Origin of the sequence: Tolypothrix sp. PCC 7712, assembly GCF_025860405.1 — a bacterium.
GTDB classification, from domain to species: domain Bacteria; phylum Cyanobacteriota; class Cyanobacteriia; order Cyanobacteriales; family Nostocaceae; genus Aulosira; species Aulosira diplosiphon.
Window position 1 is genome coordinate 2,886,525 of sequence record NZ_CP063785.1, and the last position, 23,567, is coordinate 2,910,091.

Here is a 23,567-nt window from a genome sequence, read left to right on the forward strand (position 1 = left end):
TTATATGGTTTGAGGTCGCATTGCACTGTGTAATTCTTCGGTGATACTCCAGCGGAAAAGATTTCTGGCTGTACGATTTGCTTGGTCGAATGTATTCCAGACATTTTCACCTCTTTCTAACTTTCTCTCTGTAAAAAAATCAGCGTCTAATAAATAAGCTGTTTCATCGATATTTTTTTCTATGTCTCTAATTTGAACAAGTCCATGATTAAAATTAACTTGACCAAATTCAGTTCGTAATTGTAAATTTTTGACAAAATTTATTATCGATTCTTCTAACTCTGGAGTATGTAGTTCAGATGCAATATATTTAGGTATTAATTCAATCCATTCTTTGTTGGTAATGTTTAGCTTTGACCTAATGATTAAATCCCGATATCTTAAACCTATTCTTGAATAAAATGATGGATTATATATTTTCTCGAAAATTTCTACAGCATTTTTAAATCTTTCAATAAATTTTTCATATCTTTCATATTTGTTAGTAACAAGTGTAATGGAGTTTTTGTCTATAGAAAGCTGCCAACTTAAATCTTCTGATTTAAACTGATATGTCACCTCACTAGCAATGTTTGAGTTAAATTGGGTTAAAAGGTTTGATAATTCAACTGGTATTTGCAAGTTTCTAGAAGCTTCAAAAATAGGGTATTCAAATCTTACGCTATCTTGAAAATCTACAGGTTCTTGACTTGTAATTTTCAGAATAGTTGGAAATCTAATTTGAGCAATCACCTCGATTAGAGGATTGTACTCATAAATGACTCTTTCATAATCTGGGAGCTTCATCTTTAAAAAATGCTAAGACCAAGTGAGACAACCTTTTATCTTATAGAGTAGCCTAATTCTGAGCATTAGTCAGTGATGTTTCCCACACTTAAAAGTGATAGCTGGCAATTTTATTGCTGGCTATAGGTAAAGTTTATGTTCCCGTTACCTCTGACATCCGGAAACACAAGGATTAGAACCCAATGAATATGGCTATTTCTGGTTAAAGTTGTTCTTCGTGAACTATTTTCACAAACGCCCGTAAATTCCTCTCCCTCTCCTCTCTATCAGGCAAATCAGCAGATAGAAAGCACTTAAACACCTTGGCGTGGTTTGGTAAGAGCAAATGTACTAGTTCATGAACAATAACGAACTCTCCTACTTCTTTTGGCAAATCTAATAACTCTGTGTTAAGTGTCAAGCTTCCTGTAGTGATAGAAATTGATTGGCAAAGGTATTTTTATCAACATCGAGCTTTTGGCGTTCTTCCTCTGCTTCGACACATACGTTGGCTATTTCATCTAATTGAACTAAAGTCTCGTGTGCTTCTATTTGGCGGTTTTTAAAGGCTTGACGAACTTTTTCGGCGCGATCGCATCTCGCTCCCGCACCCAACCCACTTACACTTCGCTGACAGTTTTTGCCTCTAGGTTCTCGGTGATACTTTGGAAGAGTTCCAACGCTGCTTCTAAATCCTCAGCAATCTCTAAAGCTAAAACATCCGGTGCTGGGAGGTTATCAGAGTCTTCTAAACTCTCATCCCTCAGCCAGAAAATATCCAGACTGACTTTATCGCGTTGTATCAGTTCTTCATAGCTAAAGGCTCGAAACCTTTCTGTTTCCTGGCGTTCCTGCCGATTTTGAGCATTAAAGCATTGGATAAAGTCTTGCAAGTTCTCGTAGCGGAGGGGATTGGTTTTCAGGGTAAAGTGCTGATTGGTTCTGAAATCGTAAATCCACAGTTTTTTAGTCCAGGGATCGGCGCTAGCGGGTTTGCGGTCAAAGAATAACACGTTAGCTTTGACACCTTGAGCGTAGAATATACCTGTTGGCAATCTCAGCAGGGTATGTACATCACATTCGTGCAGTAATTTCTTGCGGATGGTTTCACCAGCACCACCTTCAAACAGGACGTTATCAGGAACGACAACCGCAGCTTTACCATTGATTTGCAGTAGGGTTTTGACGTGCTGGAGAAAGTTTAGCTGTTTGTTAGATGTGGTAGCCCAAAAGTCATCACGGCGATAAACGACCTTTTCTTTGTCTGCTTTGCCATCGTCGTTGAAAACAGTGATGCTGCTTTTTTTACCGAAGGGTGGATTTGTTAATACTAATTCAAAGCGATCGCCTGGATCTGCCATTAAGCTATCTTTAGCATCAACAGGACTTTCATCACCAGCAATACCGTGTAAATACAGATTCATCGCACAGAGGCGCACTACCCCATCAGCAACATCAAATCCTTTAAAGGTTTGATTTTTCAGGAATTGCTTTTGGGCTTTATCGAGTTTGTAATTTTTGGTAATGGTGTCATTAGCCACCAAGAAAAAACCACCTGTACCGCAAGCAGGATCGCAGATACGTTGTCCTGGTTGGGGTTGCATGACTTCGACAATGGCTTTAATTAATGCCCTTGGCGTAAAATACTGACCTGCACCGCCTTTGACATCTTCAGCGTTCTTTTGCAGCAATCCTTCGTAAATTTCCCCTTTTACGTCGATATCTAAACCAATCCAAGTTTCTGAGTTGATGAGTTCTACCAGTCGCTTGAGTTTGGCGGGGTCTTGAATTTTGTTTTGCGATTTGCGAAAGATAACGCCCAATAGCCCTTTTTCTTTACCCAGGTTTTCTAAGGTGTGGCGGTACTGGGTTTCTAAAGCATCACCGTCTTGCGATCGCAGTGCTTCCCAACTGTATTCTGTAGGAATGGTGGAACGTTTGCCCAAAGGTGGGGGAAGTTGGTTTTGTTCTTCCACCATCTTCAGGAACAGCAGATAGGTAAGCTGTTCTACATAGTCACTGTAGCTAACGCCATCATCGCGGAGGACGTTGCAGTAATTCCAGAGTTTTTGAACGATGGTAGAAGATTCGTTAGCCATTGAGTGATGCTACAGGGAGTTTTACTAGTAACGAAGCATTATATATTTTTGAGATGGCGATCGCGGCGAAGACAGTCTCAAATTAATATTCGGTCGCTCACTTCCAGCCTCACCTATTGTCTACCTGACGAACGCATCGCTGCGAAACATCCCAAAGCTTGAGTATATTACAGTCATTAGGTGTATTTTTTCGAGAATGATTGAGAAAGTATAAAATAAAACTTTTTTTGACGGTAGATCATTTTCAATTAAGTAATTAACCCTTAGTTAGCAAGATAGCTCTGTGCTTTCGGAGTATCCTAATGAGTTTCATTAACCTGGATCTGGTTTTCAGCGCAATTACTAGCATCGCCAATCCTTTGATTAAAGAAAAAATTCTGCGTAGTGAGACAGTAATTAAGTTACTCCAGCAATTTAACCTCGATCCAGAGCATCCACCTGCTGATTTTAGTGGTGTTTACGCTTATGCCTTAGTAGAATACGGTGTAGGCAAACCAAAACCATTACTAGAATTATTCCGACAAGAAGCAATTAAACAAGCTTTTCGCACAGCATTAGACCACAATAACCCCTCAATTCTGCTGTCTGAAGTTGATGCTTTTCTCGATGCCTATACATTGGGCGATGATATCAGAGGTTTGGAACTTGATGTTAGGCGAGAGGTAGCTGAATTTGCGACGGTATTTATCGAAGTGGCGAAACGTAGTCGCACACCTGCTGATGTGTTGATGAACCAGAAAATTGGTTCTCTACATAAAAGGATTGCGAGTATCCAAGAACAATTGGAAAGATTGCCGACGTTGGAGGGAATTCGGACAGAAATAGCAAGGTTGGCAGTAAATAATTATCCTGCACTACCCTCAAGTGTCACTGAAAATCAATGTAGAGCGATCGCACTAGCCCAGCAGATGCGAGGATGGTTTGAAACCTTGGGCTATGACTTTGAAAAATATGAAATCTGGGCAGAAGAATATTTTGAATGGATAATTCAGATTCCAGTACGTCGCAGTTATGACCGTGTTCTTATCCGTGGCGTGGCTGGAGAAATTGGACTGAGTGATGTGATGGCGTTGCGTTCCTCAGTTGAGGCGCAAAAAACTGATGAAGGATGGTTAGTAACAACCCGCCGCATTTCCCGTGCTGCAAGGGATGAAGTCAAAAAGGAAGCAAATCGTCATCTTGATTGTTTCACTTTTGACGAACTAATTGACTTGGATGCAGACTTTAATGCCTATCTGGACTGGTTAGAAGCGGAAATCAAACGCCGAAAAATTGATACTAAGTATGTACCCCTTGCTTGTACAAAAGAAGAAATTGACCCGGTGACTAAGCAGCGAATCGGGGTGAGTCGTTATGAAGAAGAAGACGGCTGGATTGATGGCTATATTGACTTGTGGCTTGATGACCCTGCAAAAGAGCATATTTCCATTTTGGGAGAATTTGGTACAGGTAAAACTTGGTTTGTCTTTCACTATGCTTGGACTGCACTGCAACGTTACCGTGATGCCCAAAAACGTGGTGTTGAACGTCCCCGTCTGCCTTTAGTAATTACTTTGCGTGACTTTGCCAAGGCGTTAAATGTAGAAAATGTTTTGGCAGGATTCTTTTTTACCCAACATAATATCCGCATCAACAGCGAAGTTTTTGACCAACTCAACCGCATGGGTAAATTGCTGCTAATTTTCGATGGCTTTGACGAAATGGCAGCAAAAGTTGACCGCCAACAGATGATTAACAACTTCTGGGAACTGGCAAAGGTGGTAGTTCCTGGTGCTAAAGTTATCCTTACTTGTCGTACTGAGCATTTTCCAGAGGCGAAGGAAGGACGCGCTTTACTCAATGCAGAATTGCAGGCTTCAACTAAAAAATTAACTGGTGAAACACCGCAATTTGAAGTCTTGGAATTGGAGAAATTCAACAATGAGCAAATTCGGCAGGTGTTGTCATACCAAGCTGAAGCAGCGACAGTTGAACAAGTAATGGGCAATGGGCAATTATTAGACTTAGCCCGTCGTCCAGTGATGACTGACTTAATCTTGGAAGCATTGCCAGATATTGAGGCGGGTAAACCTGTGGATATGTCACGGGTTTATCTCTATGCAGTGCGGCGCAAGATGGAACGGGATATCAAGGCAGAGCGTACTTTTACTTCTTTAGCAGATAAGCTGTACTTTTTGTGCGAACTTTCTTGGGAAATGCTGTCTAGTGACCAAATGAGCCTGAATTATCGGCTGTTCCCAGAACGTATCCGCCGCTTATTTGGTTCTAGTGTTCAAGAAGAGAAGGATTTAGACCATTGGCATTATGACATGATGGCGCAGACGATGCTTGTCCGCAATGCTGATGGTGACTATACTCCAGCGCATAGATCACTGTTAGAGTTTTTTGTAGCGTATAAATTTGCGGCAGAGTTAGGGGCGTTGGCGAGTGATTTTACTGAATTGGCACAAGCTCGATCGCTTGTAGATAAAACTGTCGTGCCTACTGATTATACGTGGTCTGGTTATTTTTCGCAGCAAGGGAGTGGTGAGGCGATGCCTGCGGCAACCCCTTTGGGGAACGCACCACTCAAAGCATTTACAAGTGAGTCTTTGAATAAGTTGAGGCAGACTTTTGGCAAAGCGCCACTTACTAAAGCAGTAATGGATTTACTTTTACCAATGTTGAGTAACAGTGAGTCTCTGATTAATGCGATTGAGGTAACGCGAGGTAAAAGCGAAAATGAAGCTGATTATGTTGGCGGAAATGCAGCAACATTGGCAGTAAAAGTAGATAAAACTGCTTTGGAGGATAGAGATTTAAGCCAAGTGGTTGTTAAAAGAGCAGATTTTACTGGTGCAATTTTACGAAATGTTAATTTTGCCGATGCAAATTTAGCAAATTCAGTTTTTACAAATACTTTAAGTCAAATTTTTTCGGTAGCATTTAACTCCAATGGGCAGTTTTTAGCAATGGGTGATGGTGCAGGTATTCGTTTGTGGCGAATTACTGACAAACAACAAATTATGACTTTTAACGGGCATCAAAATTTGGTATATTCAGTAACTTTTAGCCCTGATGATCAAATGCTTGTTAGTGTAAGTAGTGACTGTACTGTAAAGCTTTGGGATGTCAGAACGGGAAAATGTATGCAAACGTTACTTGGCCATACTGCTACAGTTAGAACAATAGCATTTAGCCCGAATGCTCAAGTTATTGCCAGTGGGAGCGAAGACAAAACAGCAAAATTGTGGGATGTAAAAACTGGCGAATGTTTGATAACCTTTTCAGTGCAAGATAGTCTTGTAAGGGCAATTGCATTTAGTCCCAATGGTGAAATACTTGCTTTTACCGATAGTAATTATACGATTAATTTATGGAATACCCGTATATCTCAGATCCAAAAGATTTTACAAGGACATACTAGTTATGTAAGAGCGATTACTTTTAGCCCTAATGGAAAAATTATTGTAACTTGTAGTCATGACCGCACAATCAAACTATGGGATATCAACACTGGAGAATGTCTAAAAACTTTGCAGGGACACAAAGATGTAGTTAACTCAATTGCTTGTGATTCCAATGGTAAAATTTTGGCTAGTGGTAGCACCGACCGTACAATCAAGCTATGGGATATAAACACAGGTGAATGCCTTACAACTCTAAAAGAGCATGATAATTGGGTACAATCTGTTGCTTTTAGCCCTGATGGTCAAACTTTAGCTAGTGGAAGTCAAGACCATTCGGTAAAGCTATGGGATGTAAACACAGGCGAATGTATTTACCGTTTTCAAGGATATGCTAATTGGTTAAAGTCGGTTGTATTTCACCCTAACGGACAACTCATTGCTAGTGGTGGACAAGACCAAATAGTTAGATTGTGGGATATCAATACAGGTAAATGTACAAAAGAGTTACAGGGGCATAATGATTGGATACGATGTTTAGCCTTTAGCCCCGATGGTCAAATTCTCGCCAGTGGAAGTGGTGACTTTACAATTAGATTATGGGATGTTCAAACTGGAGAATGTACCAAAATTTTACAAGAAGATACTGGAAAATTATTTTCGATAGTATTTAGTCCTGATGGACTTAAACTAGCAATTGCTTCTGGTCGGACAATACAGCTTTGGGACTTTAATACAAAACAAAATATTTATGAAATAAGAGCGCATACTCGCTCTATAACAAAACTTTCTTTTAGTTGTGATGGTCAAATTATTGCCAGTCTTAGTTATGATGACACTGTAAAACTTTGGGATGTTTCAACGGGTAAATGCCTTAAAACTCTAACAGGAGAGAAAAAGAAAAATTGGTCAAGAGCGGGTGCTTTTAGCTCTGACATAAAAATTGTCGCTACCTGTAGTGATGACTATATAGCAAAGCTTTGGAATATTTATACTGGTCAATGTTTAATGACTTTGGAGGAACATACTGGACAAATCAAGGTATTTGCTTTTAGTTTTGATGGTCAGATTCTTGCTACTGGAAGTGATGATTTAAGTATAAAGCTTTGGAATGTACATACAGGTAAATGTTTAATCACATTGCAGGGACATACTAGAACAATATCATCAATTAGTTTTAGTCCCAAGGGTAAAGTTCTTAGCAGTTGTGCCGAAGATGGCATAATCAAAATTTGGAACATTGAAACTGGTGAGTGTTTAAAAACCTTGAGAAGCGATCGCCCTTATGAACGCATGAACATTACAGGCGTTAAAGGCTTAACTGAAGCTGAAAAAGGCACACTTAAAGCATTAGGTGCGGTGGAAGATGGAGAATAAATCTGGGAGATATGCAAGCGATGTTGAGGCGATCGCACTACCCGTCCCTTTACACTAATACAGTAATAGCGATCGCATTCCCAATTCTGGCACGTTTGTAATGTGCGATCGCACCCCCCATCCTTTTACACTAATACAGTAAGAGCGATGTCTGACGACAAGCCACTGCGTGTCTACGCTTCCCCAATTCTGATACGTATAGTAACAAACTCAATTACGCAACTTGATAAACTGTTGGCTGTGGAAGCGGTTCATTTGTGGCTTCGTAAGCCATAATTAAAGACTCTAACGCTTCAATACCGTTCGCCACAGCTTCCTCATAAGTATCGCCATGAGTGCGCCAACGCTGTCCGGGAAAATCAGGAAATCCAACTAAGAAGCAGTTATCTTCAACAGACCATTGAATTAACATTTGATACTTAAATTTACTCATCTTCCTGCTTCTCCTGCTGTTGTTTCTCCTCTACCTCTTTTATAGCTTGTTGCACATCCTTTTCTTGGTAGGGTTTAGCATCCGAACTGTCTTTCCCTGAAACCGTTAGCTTTCCAGCATATAAGGGATGTATCCAGTTAGTGTGGCTTCCTTTTCCTGGGAGTTCAGTAAAACCTACTTGGCGTAACCATTGTTTTAATTCCCTAATTTTCTTAGGCATTACTTAGATCGACTATCAACTACAGTATATTAACTTCAGTATGCGATCGCAGAAGATGTGCAAGCGATGTTAAGCTTTAAAGCGATCGCATTACCAATTCTGACACGTTTGTAATGTGCGATGCCTGCGGCGGGGCGTAGCCCATCGCATCAGTAAACCTCTTCCTCTTCGCTATACTGTGCTGGTGCTTCACCGTGAAACTCAAGAATTTTGGGCTTTTTCATTTTGGGATTAGCAGGTTCAATATTTTCTAGCTGCAAATCAAACTCCCACTCATCCAATAAATCAAAGATAAATTGCAGATGATTTCCTGTTTTCAGTGGTAATTCACCCAAGCGAAAATCGCTGGTATTTGGGGGAATATCAACAAAGGGATGGGAAAATTCAAAAGTACGTCCTAAATGGTCTTTGTAAATGAATCGGTAGAGGTGATCAAAGTCAAAATCAAATGCTTGAACAAATGCTGCGGCGACTTGATCGAGATTGAAGTTGCTAGGAATGGCTATGCGTCGCCAAGCATCCAGCAGGGTGACTTTAAAAGTATATATTGCCTCGGTAAACTCTCCTTTGGCAATGACTAAGGTTTGTTCCCATTCAGGAAAGTAGGTTTGGAGTGATGGTTTTAATTTTTCAAAAGCGATGTGGAAGTTAAGTGTAATTTCCGCATCTTCTGTGTCTGGTTCAATTTCATCATAAATTTCGGAGATTAAAGCTATCATTGCATCTCCCCAAGGACGGCGTTTTACAGTAGCTATTCGCCATCCTTTAGCAGGTTCGGGCTTTCCTGGGATGAGTTCGAGGAAGCCAAATAAATGAAACAGGCTAAGACTGTGCAAGCCAGGGTAATAGACTAATTTATCTTGTTCTGAGTAACTGTTAATATTTAAGCCTTCATCTGGAATTTCTCGCCAAAATTGCAAGCAGCGAAATAATAATCCAAAGGGGTCTCTGGATTCGCCTAAGATTTCGCTTTCTCCCCAAATTAACCAGGATTCTAAAAGTGTGAAATATTGTTCTGTTGGGTTGAAGCCTTGCCAAATTTTGAGGAGTTGTTCGTCTAATACTAATTTGTTTTTTTTGCCTTGGGAGATAACTTGAGATAGTCCAGAGGTGCGAAGGACGAAGTATAACCCGTAAATGTAGGGATATGATTTTTGTTGGGGACGCTTGAGGTTAGTTTCAATGGGGTAACTCAAGCGGGAATTGAGTTGCTGGAGGTATTTGAGAGAGAATTGATGATAAGTGCTGCTAACTTCAACGCCGTCAGGTTGCAGAAATTCTAGGATGGTTTGAAAGTCCCGCAGAATTGTTCCTGGGGAATCTTGGGTGATGGTTTGCTGTTGGAGAAGTTGCTTTTTGTCTTCCGTGAGGGTGGGGAGTTGTTCGCCCAGATGATTGGGGACGGGGAATAGTCGTTTAATCATCTAATTTCAACTCTAGTTGTGTGGCTGTAGTTTTAGATTTACGGGGTTGCTTGGATTTAATTGTAGATTGACGCTTTGGTTTTTTATCAGCTTCGCGGTTAGCTTTCTCTGCTTTGATGCGTTCTAGCAGTTTTTCGGCAGGTTCGTCGTTGGGATCTTGGGGTACGAGTTTGCCTTCAAATGCTTGTTTTAATATCGTTTGTCGGAGCTTTTCAGCACGTTTGAGGTTAGTTTCTATGGTTTTTTCAATTTCTTCAAGAACGGAGAAACAGAGTTCAACTTCTTCTGTGACTGTAACCATAAGTTTGCCGGAGCGGCAGGTTTATGGTTTCAAACCCCGGAGCAGGTAAGGATGGAAAATTAGTTCTCATTTATGGGTGGCAGGAAATCAGAGGGCGTATTGGCAGCCAAATCATCGACATCATCAAACCACATACACTGCCAGACAAGCTTGTTGCTTTGATGAGAGTGCATAGGAGTAATCAAAAGCTGTCGCCAAAAATCAACGCTGTGAGTTTGTTCATTGGCTAGTTGGTTGAGTTTCTGGCTACCTAACCACAGATGACAGATTGAGCAATACCCTGGACGAGAATACCTGGATAATGGTGGAAATTTTTCGTGACAGTGAGGGCATTCCTCAATCAAGGGCTGATGGTCATGCTCAGGGCATTCCTCAATTGTGTTAACTAACCATAACAGTGGATTGTAGATGACTCGATTGTTGACAAACCAGTGGTCATAACATACGGGACACCAAGCTTGATGCAAACGCAAAATGCTAAACTCGAAAAAAATGCTGGCCCATTTTAATGGCCATAAACAAGATAAATCTTGACGCCAGGTCAATTCTTTTAGAGCTTGAATTAGAGTGGTAGCAATGTCAATTCTTTTTTCGTTGGTAGAGGTGAAAAAATCTTGATCTCTAAATAAATGATTAATGATGTTTATAGAACTAACACTGCTTCTTTTATGCCTCATCAATGGAATAACTTTTGATAAAACTAGTTCTCCGGTAGTTATCGTGTGACAGTCGGCAAGGCGAGCAATATATCCACTCAAGCTTTCGACATAGAGCGTACCGACACCGATTGGTTCGAGTGGGAATAATTGAGAGCGTTCTGGAATTGTTGGTTTTTCTAGAGCCCAAAACTCATCTTCGGTATAATAATTAACTGACATCAAGATTAATTCCTACGGTATCTCTTTTAGCCTGACGTTTTCCCACACGACCTTTCGCTTGAGATGGTTGCTTCACATCTTCATTGGTCAAACTAAGTGCTACGGGAGCAACATCGTTGCGCCATCGCTTCTCTCCAGCTTGTGCTTCCTGTTCTATTTGCTGCCGCCGTGCTTTTGAGTATTCATTTTGTTGAATATACTTTATGTTGAGGGTTGTTGCATTCTCTGCCAAAGCATTTCGTAAAGCTTTTGTTAACCAAGTTTTAAGAAGACCAACACTACCAGATGAATAATCCAACAGATATTCATATTGTTCTACCAAGCAGGGCTCTTCAAGCAAAGGTAAATGCGCCTGAAATGTTCTGATAATCCGCATAAACTCAGCTATATCTTCTTTGTTATCTGTTGAGTAACGAGGTAAATGTATATCATCGCTGCGTCGGCTAACTTGACCACTGAGGTGACAACAGTTAAGTAAATCATAAGTACCAAATAAAATATGTACAACACCAGTGATGTTGGCAAGAGATTTTATCCAATTCATCTGATGTAACATTTGCTTTCCCCCAGCAACCATCAGCAAATGTTGGGCTTCGTCTATCATCAATGCTGTTAATTTATGGTGCCGCATAGATTTTTCTAAAGCACGACGCACCGTATCGGAACTTTTAGAAGCAAAGTATGTAGTAGAAAGAAACCCTGAATAATTTTGATAATTTAATGAACTATTTGTAGCAATTGAATCAAAAGAAATTTTTTCTAAACATTCTAAAACGCGGAGGTAGTAATCTTTATAATTAAATTTTCCTCCTTCATTAGCAATTGCCTCAATACCTGCAACTGGAATTTGATAAATATGATTTTTCATAGATGCTAATGCACCTTCCATCAACAGTTTTTCAGCCCTTAGTCGTAAAGTGGTCTTACCTACTCCTGCTGGGCCAACAACAAAGAAAACACAAATATCTGTTGGTTGTTGAAGGTTGAGCAATAAAGTCTCTAAAGCTTGTTTTAATCGTAAGTGTCCAATTGTAATTCCTTGAAAATAGTTCAACCGTTCGGTTAATGATTGTTTCAGGAGTTCTTGTGGAAATGGACGGTTATGTTTTACTGCCATAACTCCTCTTGAGAGTAAGCTTGAATTTTTCCTAATTCTATTGCTGAAGTATTTAATTGATGTGTTTGTGATACTTCTTCTGTACTAATAGCTTCATCACTATCAACTGGACACTGAGTAAGAGTAGAGGATGTTTGTTTCCTACCATTTTTATATATTAAGTCTCGCAAATCAGTTGCAGCTAAATCATGAAGTCTTTGTGTCTGTAAAACTTCTTGAGCTTCTGCTGATTCTAAATACTGTGCAAGTTCTTTAGCTCTAATTGCTATTTTTTGATTATACTGATTTTTTTGCTGTCGTAATTCAATACTTATCAGTCGAATTTCTTTTTCAGAATGACCTTGTAAGGATGAATAATATTCAGATATACAGCGTACCCAATTACCTTTGACATACGCATAAGCAGTTCCTACATCAAATGGATCATATCTAACTTGTACTTGAGTACTTTCAACTTCAGGGTTAAGAAATGAATCATCAATTGACCAATAATAGATATAATTAATTTTTATCCCGAGTCTTGGTATTACTTTTGCACTTCCCTTTGCAGTTGAGGGCAAAGTAAAAATTTTAAAGTTTTCATCATCTAAAATTTTTTGTCCATAGCGCATCCCACTCTGATTCACACCTTTTGTAAATGCAGCATTGGGAGACATTCCCAGTGCCGGATGCTCTCTACTGTCATAAATTACATAAGCATATTTACAAAAATATTCATATAATTCTGGCAATGTCCAGACAGCTTGTACTTTTGGGTTATTTGTTTTATTTACCAAGCGTACTTGTTTAGTAATTTGAGTATTGCCTTTAAGGTTGTAAAAAAATTCTGTGTTACTTGTGCCGAAAAATCTTTCAATGAGTGAACCAAATCTAGGACTAGCAGATGGTCTTTGTTTTTTTGTGCAACTAAAGGCAGCTAGAAGTGTTTCAAAGTAAATACTGCCAAACTCTACACCATTATCCATTACTAATGTTTCTGGAAAGCGGCCAAATCTCTGCACACAAATTCGCAATACCATCATGCAGGAACGATACGATGGCGGGTCAAATGTTAAATAGATTGCGAAAATACGACGTGAGAAAGCATCAATGAGAATAGTTGCCCAAGGTCGGCCTAAAGGGCGCCCAGTGCGCGAACAAACTAACTCGATATCTAATTCTGTATGATCAATGTGGCAGATTTCAAATGGCCGACTCCCGTGAATAGGGGTGGAGAGCGTTAATTCGTGATAAAAAGGACTCTTTTGGTAAGCGGCTCTTGACCCTTGCCTATGGCGAGTTTGTCCTACTTTCTCTCGTTGATTAATGCGTTTACAGAAAGTGATCCGGCTAGGGCAAGGGTCTGTTTTTCCAGCTTTTTCCCATTCTCTAACCAGAATACCGTAAGTTGCTAGTTTTCCTCGCTGTTTGAGGTTCTCATAGTGCTGTTCAATAATTTGGTCAATAAACTCCCAAGTATCGGGTGAAAAGCGATCTACCCTGTTCCCTTTCTTGCCACGATTGGGTAGTAAGCCAATATAGCCCCAGCCATAATTATTCAGAGCCTGATGATATTTGGATTTCCAGCTACGAACTGTCCGCTCAGGTACAGAACTATTAATTGGCGGACTGCCATGTAAATATGGTTCAATAACTTTATAGCGGTAATTAGCTACTGCTAAATCCTCAGAACTAGCGCATTTGATCTGTTCCCAAATGTCTGTTGTTTTTGCAGATAATGGTTGAATATGAATGATTTCTTTTTGTGCAATTAGTGCATCAAAGTTTGCATGAGTTAACCCAATCAGTTCATTTTCGCTTTGAAGCGCAATCTTTGTGTCTCCGATTTGAATTACACACCAACTTTTACCATCCCAAACCAGCGTTGAACCAATTGCCACATCAATTCGTTGTCCACTGGCGATACGAGCAGAAGTCTTTTGAGCAATGATTAGATCATAAGTTGATGCCATTTCTTGGCTACTGAAAAGATGAACTTTTTCTGGCTCATTCAAAGCTACTGCTTTCAGGTCTACATATATTTGCTTTGTTCCAATCAAGGCATAGATATCATCTGCCCAATCGGTATTTGTTGATTCTAGTAGTTCTTTGAGGGTTACTCCAGGATTGGCATTAATACACTCAACAACTGTTTTTCTTACCTCTTTTTTAACTGTATTTTCTTGGTTGAAATAACCTTGAAGAAACTGATAGTTCTGGTAAGCAATCCAGTTGATTTCAAGATCTGTACGTAAATAATAGTACAGTCCCATTGCTTGAACTTTCATTTCTGCTGGTGGCGCGTGCCAACGACCTTCTTCGCTTTGCTGATAGCGTGTAGGTTGTTTTCTGGCTAGTATTTTGAGCCGCTCACTAGCTTTCCATTCTTCAAATCCCGCACTATTACGCCTCATTACCCAAAAATCCGGAGTATGAGATGTCACCACACAACGTCCGCTCAGGGAATGAAAAGATAAACTTAGACGAATTGGCTGGTCATAGTACTCTAATACATCTTCATCATTTTCGTACTCTACGATCGCCGGCAGTTCTACTTTATGAGATTCAAACTGAATCGTTTTCCCCATTTTGCGACTTGGATAACTGCCGCAAACATTTTTCGCTCCGCCACCTACCTTCCTCACAGGTTCTGAATTCCGGATTTTTTGCACTAGCTCTTTTGTCGTCTCTGGTAAACAAAGGCGGCGACACCAGTCTTCAAACTCTCGGTCGCTGAGCATAGGAAATACCGTAACTTTCGGCAGGTTTATGCTTGATTTTTATACTTTCGGCAAGCTTATCATTTCAAAACTCAACTTTTTCTATTTGGCTACTAAACGTAATAATCTACTTTTGGGCTATGTCTGCGGCAAGGTTATGGTTTCAAAAACGGCAAACTTTTGCTTACAGTGACATCTTCTATGACTTTCTGCTGTTCCTCAATTGGTAGTAGTGGAATTGCAGTATTACCTACATCTGTTTGATTAATACTAGCTTGGTTGACTGCCCATTTTGCATTACTTATCAAGCGAGATTTTCCAATAACAGAACGTAAGTAATAAGCGGCAAATAAAACCTTATAAAAACTAGATAAGTGAAGGCGCATCATATTTGATTCAAATAGCGATGGAATATGTTTATCGGTAACTACTAAACATTTTCCAAGATGGCTGGGGCTATTCACTCTATTAATAACTAAGTCATCCTCAGATAAGCTATATCTTTCAATATCATCTGTTGTAGCTCTTACCAAATTTAACTCACAAGAACTACGACTAAAATTATCTTGAAAGTCATCTATTCTGAGAATTGGAATACCTGAGCCATAATCTGATTTGGGAAGATATATCCCATTTTGTGGCCCCTGAATTGTCAGCATTTCCATAGTAACCCATACCCACTCATCAGGTAATTCAGGCAAATCTGAGGTATCTGGTGCAGTAGGTTCTTTATATTTCAGCTTCCAACTGTCATCTTTGGGAGTTTTACCCTGCGCTTTCATCTTCGCCAATTGTTCGGCTTCCCACTTCTCCCGTCGCTGATTGAGGATGCGTTCAAGTAACACTGAGGCGGGTTCTAATTCTCCTTGATTCGCTTCCCGCCATTCTTTAGTTAAATTTCCTTCGACTGCGGCTTTTAGCACCGCCTGACGGTAGCGTTTTAATTTGGCTTTTACTTTTTTGAGTAACTCTACCCCTGCATCAAGTTGGGTGAATAGTTCTTCAATTTTGGTAACGATGCGATGTTGTTCAGGAAGTGGAGGTAAGACATAAGGGGCTGAAATTAAAGCACTTTTTGTTAATTTTCTTCTGCCAGTTGTTCCAGTAGTTAAGGGAGTAAATGGATAATACCAAAGTGAGTAATTTAAATAATCTATATCAACACATCCATTACTACGTAAAATATGAGCATGATTATTAACCCATGTTTTACCTGTAATCTTATAACTGAATGGTTTTTCACGACCTACAAAAGTTTCATCCTCTACAACTAAAACAAGAGGTTCATCAAAAATATAATCATCAATATAATCAACTAAGCCATTAGCACCGTAATAGGGAATATTTCCCAACCGTTTTGCTCGTTCTTCTTTGCTAACTGGTACTCGCTGATAATCTAAACATTCAGTAGCTTCTCCAATAGTTGTCCACACCCAACCCTTCGGCAACTCATACAAATCCTTGCCCATTACGCAGCTAACGCCTCATTCAACTCATCCAAAATATCCATTAAATCATTCCCAAACAACTGATAACCCTGAAACGCCTCCTGTGGCATTTCCTGTAAATCCTCTGGCTCAATCCTCACACTGGTGGCTATATGCTCCTTAATTTTTTCCAACCACGCCACTTGCTGTGAGGTAAACTCTTTTCCTGCTAACCACTGCTGAAACTTCTCCTCAACTGTCACCGCGTAGGGTTCTAACGTCTCCGTTTCCCCCATCGCAAAGCGTACCAGAGAAATGATATCTGTCAACAGCTTTTGCACCCCAGCACCCCTGACTTTATCCGCTTGCAACTGGGCATAAGCTTGCCATAACTTCTCTGTTGTCAGGTTGCAGGGTGGACGTTCTAGGGCATTTGCTAACTGCTTAATCTGCTCGTAGGTTAACTGTCGCTGTCCGTAGGGCTGATTATAAAGGATTTGCAGCGCGGTAATTTTATCCTTATTCGCCTCAATACACTGGCGAAAAGTCTCCACTGTCCCCATCGCCTTATCCCTGGTGCTGGTATCAAATCCCGCTTCTAAAACTACATCCTGACTAACTGTATCAATTAGCTGCTCATTATTACTTTTAATATCTTTGAGCAAATTCCGAAACTGGGGATTATCAAAGGGTTGACAAGCAAGGTTGATTAATACCTCTGCCGCTTGCTGCTGTTGTGTTTCCGTGGGTGTTGGGGTTTGAAACTGGGCGATCGCCTGTTCAATTTGCTTGTCTGGATCGACGGCATCGAGTAACTCTCTGGTAATCTGTTGAATAGACTTGCCCCCAGCAGCAGTTTTTAATTCTGTGCGTTCATCAGGATTCAGTTGCTTTTCTAACTTTGCCAAGCGTCCCGCCAAGGACATCAGCGTGTCTTCATCTCGCTGATCCAATGCCACTGCTTGCACTAATTTATCAAAAGGTACACTGCGTTTGCGCTCCAAAGGTCGAGAATCAGTTTTATCCGACTCGCACACCCCCACCGCATCCACAATCACGAATTGTTCTTTAACTTGAGCATCCGGTGTCACTCCCTGAAAATCTGTGGGATTAATTGTGCGGGTTCCCCGTCCTTTCATCTGCTCAAAATAAATCCGCGATTTCACATCCCGCATAAATAGCAAGCATTCCAGAGGTTTGATATCCGTCCCCGTGGAAATCATATCAACGGTGACAGCAATGCGGGGATTATAGGAGTTGCGGAAACTGGCGATTAAATCTTCTGTCTTCTCCCCAGTGGTGCGATAGGTAATCTTTTTACAAAACTCATTCCCCTTGCCAAATTCTAGGCGCAGAATTCGCACAATATCTTCAGCGTGGGAGTCATCCTTGGCAAAAATCAGGGTTTTAGGAACTTCAGTTCTACCAGGGAATATCTCGGTAAATAATCGCTGTTTAAAGGTGCGAATCACCGTGCGAATTTGATCCATCGCCACAACAGAACGATCCAACTCCCTTTCCGCATAGCTGACATCTTCATCCAACCGCTGCCAACGGATCGCACGAGTTTGGCGATCGCGTCTATCAATGTAAAATCCTGCTTGGATATTGCTACCCTGTTCCGTAATCTGGGTGCGAATGCGATAAACCTCATACCCTACATTCACCCCATCAGCTACCGCCCGTTCGTGGGAATACTCCATCACCAAGTTCTGATCAAAAAAGCCAAAGGTTTGCAGAGATGGCGTTGCCGTCAATCCGATAATGAAAGCATCAAAATATTCCAAAACTTGCCGCCACACGTTGTAAATCGAGCGGTGACATTCATCGGTGATAATGAAATCAAAGGTTTCAATGGGAATTTTCGGGTTATAAACCACATCCTTGGGTTGCTGGTTTTCCTCCTCCCCATCGAACTGTGATGCTTCCTCATTTTCTGCCTCAAATTCAGCTTCACCCCGCAACATCGAATAAAGACGCTGAATTGTCGTGATACATACCTTATTCACCGGATCGATGGTATTGGAAGTCAACAACTGCACATTATAGAGTTCAGTAAACTTGCGCCCATCATCAGGGGTGACATACTGCTGAAACTCCTTCTGGGTTTGCTCTCCCAAATTCTTCCGATCCACCAAAAACAAAACCCGTTTCGCCCCAGCTAACTTAATCAGCCAGTAGATAAAACTTACAGCAGTATAGGTTTTGCCCACACCCGTCGCCATCTGAATCAACGCTCTAGGGCGATTTTCTTTGAGAGAATTAAATAAACCTGCGATCGCTTCTTGCTGACAGTCCCGTAAATCTTCAGTTTCAATTGTGGGTAACAGTTGCAAAAGCCCTCTGAGAGTGTCAGACTTGCCTAGCCATTCCTGTAGGGTTTCCGGTCTGTGGAAAGTAAACACCCGCCTAGAGCGATAATTAGGGTCACGGGAGTCTCGAAAAAATGTTTCTGTACCAGTGCTTTCGTAGATGAAAGGTAAAGGCTTTTGGTGACAAGGGAGACTTTTGGGCAAGTTAAAGGAATATTTGTCGGATTGGATTTCAACACCGCTTAAAGCAAATCCAGCAGGTTTCGCTTCAAGAACTCCAACAGCTTTGCGATTGATGAATAGCAGGTAATCAGCATAACCAGATTTCAAGGGATATTCCCGCACCGCAATTCCCAACCCTGCACCCAAGTTAACTTGCTCATAGTCTTGGATAACCCATCCTGCGACGGTGAGTAATTGGTCAATCTTTTGCCTTGCCTGTTCTTCCGGTTTCATCACTGAGCTTTCTACTCTTACCCGATATTTAAGCGTCACTGAGGACTCTTAAATGGCATTCATTTCAATATAGCTAGATAATAAGCAAAAAAGTGTTATTCTTCTTAAAAGAAACTTGCTCTAAGTAGATACCTGTTTGGGTAGCGATAGATATTTGCTCCCATATATGCCAATCCATGTTGATCGCATTTCGTAAGAATTAACCAACCTCTTTAGTGAACTCCAGAGAACTATTAAGTATAGAGTGGCTGAGGAAAAAGGCTATATTCTATATTCTATCTATGAGATTTTAGGTTTCAATATGCAATACACATAGAAACTACTATATATTTCTTCTTAAAATTTGCTCAATTTTATTTTATTTTACAAGCTGCAACGCGAGAAAATATTTGTTTTAATCCACTTCCCCCAAACTCATCGAATCCCGTATAACCAGAACACAGTGGAAAATATTTACAAGCTAAACGTTGACCACTTGTTTCTAGAGTTGGCAAAGAACCTTTGGGCAATTTTGTATTTAATGCAACTAATAATCTAATCAATTCATTGTAGTTTCTCCACTGTTTTTTTTGATTATCATACCATCCGACAGCAGCCCCAAAAATTATATTAGCCTTTTCATCATTCTGATCCTTCTCCGTAATATTTAATTTATTTCCTAAGTCTAACCATATATTTTTTTGCACACTAAAACCAAAATTTTCATGCGAGTACTTTAACCATAACGAGTTAATTTTGTTAAGGTTTTCGCAGGATAAATTCTTGATGTCTTCAATCTTGAGATAACTGGGGTAATATTGGAATTCAGGATTGACTATATAGACCATAAGCTTTTCTGTTTTTTCATTAGCTTCCTGCCACTTTTGGTTTGCCAGTAGGTTTTCTAGTTCATCATAATAGTGTTCTTGTAAAGATTTCTCTACTTCTTGTTTTAATTTTTTATTTTCATTATTTACTGAAAGTAAAGTAATGAATTCTCGATAAAAAGCCTCTATATTTTCTTTTGATATAATTTTGTTTTCTATGTTTGAGTTAAATGGTGGGCTAACTTCCTTATTATTTAATATACTCTTGTATTTTATAGTCTTAATAACCTCGAAAGCTTGACTATAATGAATAATCGCTACTTTAATATTTTCTTGAGATGTGTTTTCAAAAGAATCAGTTTGCTTTTGATAATTAGATAGCTTTATCTGTAATGGATATGATAAATTACCTTGAATTTTTAATTTTAATAACCGAATCTGTAAAGATTCTAAAGAGTTATTATTATTGCTTATTTTGACTTTGTCAAGATAATTCCGAACTTCTAACATATTTTTGCTTTTAAGTTTCGTATAAGCATAAGCTATTCCTGTATTAATAATATCTTTTTGTAAATTATAGTCTTTGATTTTAACTGATTGACCAGCCATTGAAAATAATTCTTTGGATTCTTGATCAGAACCCTCATCTTCAAGCTGTCCAGCTAATTCAGCTAATTTTTCAACAGTTATTAAATATTGTTGATTTTGCTGAACCTTTTTCCCTGAGATTACTGCTTGTCGTCCTAAAAATATAGCCCCTAACAAAGTAATAATTAAAATAAAGCTTCCAATACGAATTCGCTGAAAAGCTTGCTTATTAGCCTCAGACAGTACCAAATTCCTTTTTTCTACTGCTTCCTTATCTTTTCTCTCTCTTTCTAACTCAGCATCTTTTTCTTTAGCCGCAATTTCCTCTTCCCGTTCCTTCGCTTGACTAGCTGCTAAAAACTGTCTATCTTGGTAACTCAAACTTTTGTCTTTCGCCCATTCGACAGCATCCTGTAATGCTTTGCCACGTAATAGTCTAGACTCATCAGTAGATTTAGAAGCTAGCCAAAACTTGAAATTTTCTGAGTAGGGGCGCAGATTCTTTAATTGTGTTTCAATCCAATAGAAGTCAAAAACTTCTTTGTATATAGGATTGTAAACTCTTAACTTATTTTGTTGCTTAACAATTAATCCTGAAAGTTGTAACTCACTTTGTTCTAAAGTATTATCTGCCGTAATCTCGGCTTGTTCTTGCCTCAACGTAATTTGCTGATACAATTCCAGTAAATATCCAGCCCGTTGCTCATCCCTCAAAATTCTGGATTGAATAGTTCGCAAATGTTCAGGTTCGTCTTGAGATTCCCAATTTTCAATAATTCGTGATTTGACAACCTGTTCAACAGTGCGAAGGTTTTCTTGCTCTGACTCCTCAACCATCAACTGACACAACTTTTGCGTCAAAAACGGTTGCCCACCTGTCCAATATAAAATTTCCTCCATCAACGCTTGAGGGTTACTAAACTTCCCCTGTAAACCTAGCTGTAATTGCTCAACCTCATGCAGTTGGAAACCTTTGAGAGAGATCCCTTTACCAATATTAAACGGAGTGCGTTGTTTATCTTCTATTAAATTGCTAGGTGATGCGACTCCCAACAAACAAAAAGTAAGGCGATTATATTCAGAGTTATCAACACGCTGATTGTAACAGGAACGAATAAAAGCAAAAAAATCATCAGTAGAAAATTGCAGACTTAAAACACTATCAATCTCATCAATAAAGAGGACTATATTTTCTTTAATCTCCCTCAGTAATATTTTTTCTAGAAAGTTACCAAACTTCATCAAAGATGAGTTTAATTTATTCTTTTCCCACCACTTGTGAAAATCTATATTCAAATCAAAGCTATCAATTAGCTTCACAATCAAATCTGCGTACCAATTTTCTTGTGTAGCACTCTGAATACTGATAGAAGATAAATCAATCGATGCACACTCCACACCAGCTTCACTCAAGCGGCTCATTGTTCTCACCCGCAAGCTGGATTTTCCACTTTGTCTGGAATTCAGTACATAACAGAACTTCCCTTGGCGAAGCGCATTATATAATTCCTCATCGGCTTCCCGTGTTACATAGGTACTAGCATTCTCAGGTAAGCTTCCAGAAAAAATATATTCATTGATATATTCATCACCCATAACTTACCTCAATCGCACTGAAAAATACTGACGGTATAAATCGCAGTTAGAAACACAATCATTACGAACAATTTTTACCAACCCTAAACTATGCAGCTTGAACGTAATTTCAGGATTAAGTTGGACAGGTTCATTTGCACTTACTACTCTTTTATAAGCTGCTTCTAGCAGAGGAGCATCTTGTAAAGATTCGAGTTGTTCTCTCAAGTGGTAGCTAAAAATTCCTTGTTCCGTTGGAGCAAGTGCGACAATTTCTTCTAAAGTAATTTCTTGACTTTTAAGATTACCCAAAGTCTCTTGCAGCAAATAAGGATGTCCTCCCAGCAATCCCATTAGCTGATTTAAGCCTTGTTCTCCTAATTGTCCATCTAATTCATATTGCTTTAGCATTTCTTCTACCTGCTGCTGGTGAAACTCAGGTAACTCAATGGCTAATCCCACATTAAAAGGTGAGCGATTAGTATCTAAGGTAGGATAAGTTTCTGTAGAATTAACTACCACTAACCTCAGTTTTTTCCAAATTTTACCCATCCTGTCCCCTTGTTTGGCAGTTTCATACCAACTCCGCAGCAGTAAGCAAAATTCGGAGAAAATATTTTCACATTTAAACAACCGCTCAAAATTATCTATGGCAAGAACAACAGGACTATCAATTACTGATAGTAAATACTTTTGAAAGTAACGAGTACAGCTTGTATTCAGCCCCATATTATCTTGCCAGTATTCATCCAACTGAGCCTCCAGTTCCAGGCTGTCAGAAACATTGATGCACAACCACTGTAAGAAGGTCTTCAAGTCAGCAATCGCAGAACTATCAGCTAGTTTCAAATCTAATTTCGCTGTTTGATAACCTTGCTGCCTAGCATAGTCGAGCAATTTCTCTAATAGCAAGGTTTTACCCATCTTTTGCGGAGCTTTAATCCGAATCAGCGCTCCAGGTTGCAAAATAGCTTTATGGCATTTTTCTTCAATCGGTGGGCGTTCAATATATATATTTGTTGTTGGTTCTGAGTCAGAGTTTGTAGGTAATTCCTGTGAAGCAAGCTGAGAGAGTAAACTTTTTTTGGTAATAAGTTGGGGTATCAAATTCTGCGGTATCCCTGCCACTCGAATCACACTACAACCTAGTTTATAGGCAAACTCATAATCTTGACCTGCTCCCAGTGCATCATAAAAACCCACAGCAAATTCAACTGCTGCTTTATCACCAATTGCTTGACTCATACCCACCACATAATTAATGTGTCGGGCTATTTCTTCTGCCTGATACTTTGAATAGCAAGCATTAAGAACAACACACTCTATTTGATTAGCGAATAATTGAAATAATCCAGCTAAAGCTTCTGCATCAACTAACTTGATTTGACCCGTTTCATCCTCAAATAACAAACCTTCTTCTCCAGAACCATGCCCAGAAAAGTGAATTATGTGTGGTTCATATTCCAGAATAGCTCTGTGTATGTCTCTGTAGCGTACTGCTTCTGCTGTATCTATTGAATAATCATCACGCTTCTTTGCTCGTTTTAATCCCTCTCTAATTTCGCGCATCTCCTCACCCAGACGAAGCTGACTGGTGCCTTTAGGATTGGCTGATAACAGCAGGATCTTTCGAGCTTGATTATTAGTACTCATTAGAAACGTGCATTTTTATAGATTGATACCGCAGTTCCTCAAAATTATGTC

At 39.7% G+C, this 23,567-nt stretch carries 17 protein-coding genes; 2 read left to right on the plus strand and 15 right to left on the minus strand.

What is annotated here, in order from left to right; genetic code table 11:
* The 4 genes from HGR01_RS11840 to HGR01_RS11855 all read right to left on the minus strand — a co-directional run bounded on the left by HGR01_RS11840 (position 1) and on the right by HGR01_RS11855 (position 2,864).
* On the minus strand, positions 1-786 hold the full coding sequence (locus tag HGR01_RS11840) for a TIGR04255 family protein (protein WP_045874433.1): 786 nt from the start codon (positions 784-786) through the stop codon (positions 1-3).
* Positions 787-988: 202 nt separating this feature from the next.
* Positions 989-1,186, minus strand: coding sequence for a M48 family metallopeptidase (locus HGR01_RS11845; protein ID WP_228045701.1), 198 nt, complete (start codon positions 1,184-1,186; stop codon positions 989-991).
* Positions 1,183-1,380 (minus strand): hypothetical protein, encoded by a 198-nt coding sequence (locus HGR01_RS11850; RefSeq protein ID WP_045874432.1) that lies wholly within the window; start codon positions 1,378-1,380, stop codon positions 1,183-1,185. Before HGR01_RS11850 ends, HGR01_RS11845 begins: the two co-directional genes overlap by 4 nt.
* Before the next feature lie 5 nt (positions 1,381-1,385).
* On the minus strand, positions 1,386-2,864 hold the full coding sequence (locus HGR01_RS11855) for a type I restriction-modification system subunit M (RefSeq protein ID WP_045874431.1): 1,479 nt from the start codon (positions 2,862-2,864) through the stop codon (positions 1,386-1,388).
* A 6-nt stretch (positions 2,865-2,870) separates the two neighbouring features.
* On the opposite strand from HGR01_RS11855, the gene HGR01_RS11860 reads away from it, so the two are divergent.
* Positions 2,871-3,026: a hypothetical protein gene (locus HGR01_RS11860; protein ID WP_155539659.1), complete on the plus strand. Its 156-nt coding sequence runs from the start codon at positions 2,871-2,873 to the stop codon at positions 3,024-3,026.
* A 140-nt stretch (positions 3,027-3,166) separates the two neighbouring features.
* Positions 3,167-7,627 carry an NACHT domain-containing protein gene (locus HGR01_RS11865; RefSeq protein WP_045874430.1) on the plus strand — a complete coding sequence of 1,487 codons (4,461 nt, stop codon included), beginning with the start codon at positions 3,167-3,169 and terminating at the stop codon, positions 7,625-7,627.
* 214 nt (positions 7,628-7,841) lie between these two features.
* Here HGR01_RS11865 and HGR01_RS11870 read toward each other — a convergent pair whose 3' ends face one another.
* The 11 genes from HGR01_RS11870 to HGR01_RS11920 form a co-directional block, all read right to left on the minus strand.
* Entirely contained in the window at positions 7,842-8,060 is a 219-nt protein-coding gene (locus HGR01_RS11870) for a type II toxin-antitoxin system HicB family antitoxin (RefSeq protein WP_017653080.1), read from the minus strand.
* Entirely contained in the window at positions 8,053-8,280 is a 228-nt protein-coding gene (locus HGR01_RS11875; protein WP_045874429.1) for a type II toxin-antitoxin system HicA family toxin, read from the minus strand. Before HGR01_RS11875 ends, HGR01_RS11870 begins: the two co-directional genes overlap by 8 nt.
* A 149-nt stretch (positions 8,281-8,429) precedes the next feature.
* Positions 8,430-9,704, minus strand: coding sequence for an IS1096 element passenger TnpR family protein (locus HGR01_RS11880; protein WP_045874428.1), 1,275 nt, complete (start codon positions 9,702-9,704; stop codon positions 8,430-8,432).
* Positions 9,697-10,005 carry a hypothetical protein gene (locus tag HGR01_RS11885; protein WP_052335451.1) on the minus strand — a complete coding sequence of 103 codons (309 nt, stop codon included), beginning with the start codon at positions 10,003-10,005 and terminating at the stop codon, positions 9,697-9,699. Before HGR01_RS11885 ends, HGR01_RS11880 begins: the two co-directional genes overlap by 8 nt.
* A 59-nt stretch (positions 10,006-10,064) precedes the next feature.
* Positions 10,065-10,883 (minus strand): TniQ family protein, encoded by an 819-nt coding sequence (locus HGR01_RS11890; protein ID WP_052335223.1) that lies wholly within the window; start codon positions 10,881-10,883, stop codon positions 10,065-10,067.
* Positions 10,873-12,000: an AAA family ATPase gene (locus HGR01_RS11895; RefSeq protein WP_045871116.1), complete on the minus strand. Its 1,128-nt coding sequence runs from the start codon at positions 11,998-12,000 to the stop codon at positions 10,873-10,875. The genes HGR01_RS11890 and HGR01_RS11895 overlap by 11 nt, the downstream gene beginning before the upstream one ends.
* Positions 11,991-14,720 (minus strand): TnsA endonuclease N-terminal domain-containing protein, encoded by a 2,730-nt coding sequence (locus tag HGR01_RS11900; protein WP_045871115.1) that lies wholly within the window; start codon positions 14,718-14,720, stop codon positions 11,991-11,993. The genes HGR01_RS11895 and HGR01_RS11900 overlap by 10 nt, the downstream gene beginning before the upstream one ends.
* Before the next feature lie 134 nt (positions 14,721-14,854).
* Positions 14,855-16,168: a restriction endonuclease subunit S gene (locus HGR01_RS11905; protein WP_052335271.1), complete on the minus strand. Its 1,314-nt coding sequence runs from the start codon at positions 16,166-16,168 to the stop codon at positions 14,855-14,857.
* Positions 16,168-18,933: a type I restriction-modification enzyme R subunit C-terminal domain-containing protein gene (locus tag HGR01_RS11910; protein ID WP_235623078.1), complete on the minus strand. Its 2,766-nt coding sequence runs from the start codon at positions 18,931-18,933 to the stop codon at positions 16,168-16,170. The genes HGR01_RS11905 and HGR01_RS11910 overlap by 1 nt, the downstream gene beginning before the upstream one ends.
* A 314-nt stretch (positions 18,934-19,247) precedes the next feature.
* A complete protein-coding gene (locus tag HGR01_RS11915) occupies positions 19,248-21,884 on the minus strand; it encodes an AAA-like domain-containing protein (protein WP_063749837.1) in 2,637 nt (878 codons plus the stop codon).
* A gap of 3 nt (positions 21,885-21,887) precedes the next feature.
* Positions 21,888-23,516, minus strand: coding sequence for an AAA-like domain-containing protein (locus HGR01_RS11920; protein WP_045871741.1), 1,629 nt, complete (start codon positions 23,514-23,516; stop codon positions 21,888-21,890).
* Between the last annotated feature and the right edge of the window lie 51 nt (positions 23,517-23,567).